We start from the raw sequence: 2,782 nt of genomic DNA, 5'->3' as shown, positions 1-2,782 counted from the left end.
ATTTTTTCTGCTCGTATTATTTTTTCTGTAGTTAAGAATATTAATGACAATATTTTGAACTACAGAAAAAATAATACGAGTCAAGATAAAATGGGCAAAGCTCTGGTTATTGTAGAATCTCCAGCAAAAGCAAAAACAATTAATAAATATTTAGGTCATAACTATATAGTTAAGTCTAGCATTGGTCATATTCGTGATTTACCAATCAATTATTCTGCTCGTAAAAAAAGCGCAATAACACTAAAAACAGGTAACAAAAACCAGCAGAGTGCACTGGTAAATAGTATGGGTATCGATCCTTATCATAACTGGTTAGCTCACTATGAAATTTTACCTGGTAAAGAAAAAATAGTTAATGAGTTAAAAGCTATCGCCGAACAAGCTGAACATATTTATCTAGCTACAGACCTTGACCGTGAAGGGGAAGCCATAGCATGGCATATTAGGGAAGTAATAGGCGGTGATCAGAATAGATTCAGCAGGATAGTCTTTAACGAAATTACTTATCATACTATAACCCAAGCTTTTAACAAACCTGGAAAGCTTAATCTATATCGTGTTCACGCACAGCAAGCGCGGCGCTTCATGGATCGTATGGTGGGCTATATGGTTTCTCCTTTATTATGGAAAAGGATCGCTCGTGGCTTATCTGCTGGACGGGTACAGTCTGTTGCTGTCAGACTTATAGTCGAACGTGAACGTAAAATTAAGAAGTTTTTACCAGAAGAATATTGGGAGCTACATGCTAATCTGCAGGCACATAATGGAGCACCACTAACTATGCAGGTAACACACCAGCATCATAAAAAATTCAAGCCTATTAATTACACACAGATCCAAGCTGCCATTCCTCTACTTCAGAGAGCAAATTATTTGATCTGTGAGCGGGAAGATAAAATAATCAGTAGTAATCCTGGGGCGCCTTTTATAACCTCCACCCTACAACAAGCTGCTAGTACCAGTTTAAATTACGGAGTCAAGAGAACAATGATGCTTGCCCAGCGGCTATATGAAGCTGGACATATTACTTATATTCGTACCGATTCTACTCAAGTGAGTAAAGATGCGCTTAATATGGTTCGCAGCTATATCAAAGATATTTTTGGTCATGAATATCTCCCTAATAAACCAAATCAGTACGTCAGCAAAAATCAGACACTAGAAGCACATGAAGCCATTCGTCCGTCCGATATTAATACGCAAGCTAAACAACTAAAAAATATGGAAGAAGAAGCGCGAAAACTTTATCAATTAATCTGGATGCAATTTGTTGCCTGCCAGATGATACCAGCGCAGTATGACTCCACAATATTGACCGTAGCAGCGGGTGATTTCGAGCTATGTGCTCGCGGACGCACACTACGTTGTGATGGTTGGACTAAAGTGATGCCTGTTTTGTGTAAGACAAATGTAGATCCCATTTTACCTTCATTGGAAGTTGGTCAGGTACTAACTCTACAAGAATTGATTCCAACTAAACATTTTACTAAGCCGCCAGCACGTTACAGTGAAGCTTCACTTGTAAAAAAGCTAGAAAAACTTCGTATTGGCCGACCGTCCACATATATGTCTATTATCTCTTCTATTCAAGATCGTGGCTATGTCAAGATAGAAAATAGGCGTTTTTACGCAGAAAAAATGGGAGAGATCGTCACTGACCGTTTAGAAGAAAATTTTAGTGAACTAATAAATTATGATTTCACAGCTAATATGGAAGATACTCTCGATAAAGTAGCCAATAATCAGCAAGAGTGGAAGAGTGTGCTTGATACTTTCTTCGTTAAATTAATTCAGCAACTCGAAAAAGCTGAGAAAGATCCAGCAGAAGGGGGTATGCAGCCTAATTATATGATCATGACGAACATATACTGTCCTATTTGTGGACGAGAAATGGGTATTCGTACCGCTAGTACTGGAGTTTTTCTTAGTTGTTCTGGTTACGCACTACCACCGAAAGACCGTTGTAAAAAAACGATTAACCTGATATCTGAATCAGAATCATTTAAGATATTAGAGAGCGATAAGACGGATACTAATGTACCTCGTGTACGCCGTCGTTGCATCAAATGTGGGAACATAATGGATAGCTACCTAATAGATAATAATTCTAAATTACATGTATGCGGTAGCAATCCTTTATGCGATAGTTATGATATAGAACAAGGTAAATTTTGTCTCAAAAGTTATCATGGTCCTGAGTGCGAAAAGTGTGGTGCTGATATGCACATAAAACTAGGACGTTTCGGTAAATATGTAGCTTGTATAAATGATCAATGCAAAAATACTAGAAAGATATTGCGTAACGGTGATATAGCACCACCGAAGATTGATCCAGTAGCGCTACCAGAGCTACCGTGTAATCATTCTGATGCCTATTTTATGTTACGTCATGGTGCCACCGGAGTATTCTTAGCAGCTCATACTTTCCCAAATGTGCGCGAAACTCGCGCACCGCTAGTCGAAGAATTAGTTCAATTTAAAAATAGGCTACCAAATAGACTCCTTTACCTGGCGGATGCGCCTGCGCAAGATGCGGATGGTAATAAGACTTTAGTACGCTTCAGCCGCAAAACTAAACAGCAATATGTTTCATCAGAAAAAGATGGTAAGGCTACCGGCTGGACGGCTTTCTTTGTCGACGGACATTGGCAGGTAAAACAAAAGATTATTAGTGAGCCTGATAGATAGTAAACTCAAGCTATCAGCTTTATCACGGTCTTCAGCAATATGTTTCATCAGAAAAAGATGGTAAGGCTACCGGCTGGACGGCTTTCTTTGTCGA

2 protein-coding genes are annotated in these 2,782 nt (G+C 38.9%); both read left to right on the top strand.

The window, feature by feature from the left end; genetic code table 11:
• The first annotated feature begins 90 nt into the window (after nucleotides 1-90).
• Nucleotides 91-2,688 (top strand): type I DNA topoisomerase, encoded by a 2,598-nt coding sequence (topA, locus tag CEX73_RS02505; protein WP_101627019.1) that lies wholly within the window; start codon nucleotides 91-93, stop codon nucleotides 2,686-2,688.
• Nucleotides 2,685-2,782 (top strand): hypothetical protein (locus tag CEX73_RS03500; protein ID WP_369007856.1); only part of this gene is annotated, 98 nt, incomplete at its 3' end. The genes topA and CEX73_RS03500, both read left to right, overlap by 4 nt.

This window comes from Candidatus Palibaumannia cicadellinicola (genome assembly GCF_002855795.1).
Classification (GTDB): domain Bacteria; phylum Pseudomonadota; class Gammaproteobacteria; order Enterobacterales; family Enterobacteriaceae; genus Baumannia; species Baumannia cicadellinicola_C.
This window is presented reverse-complemented; position numbering and strand designations above follow the sequence as displayed.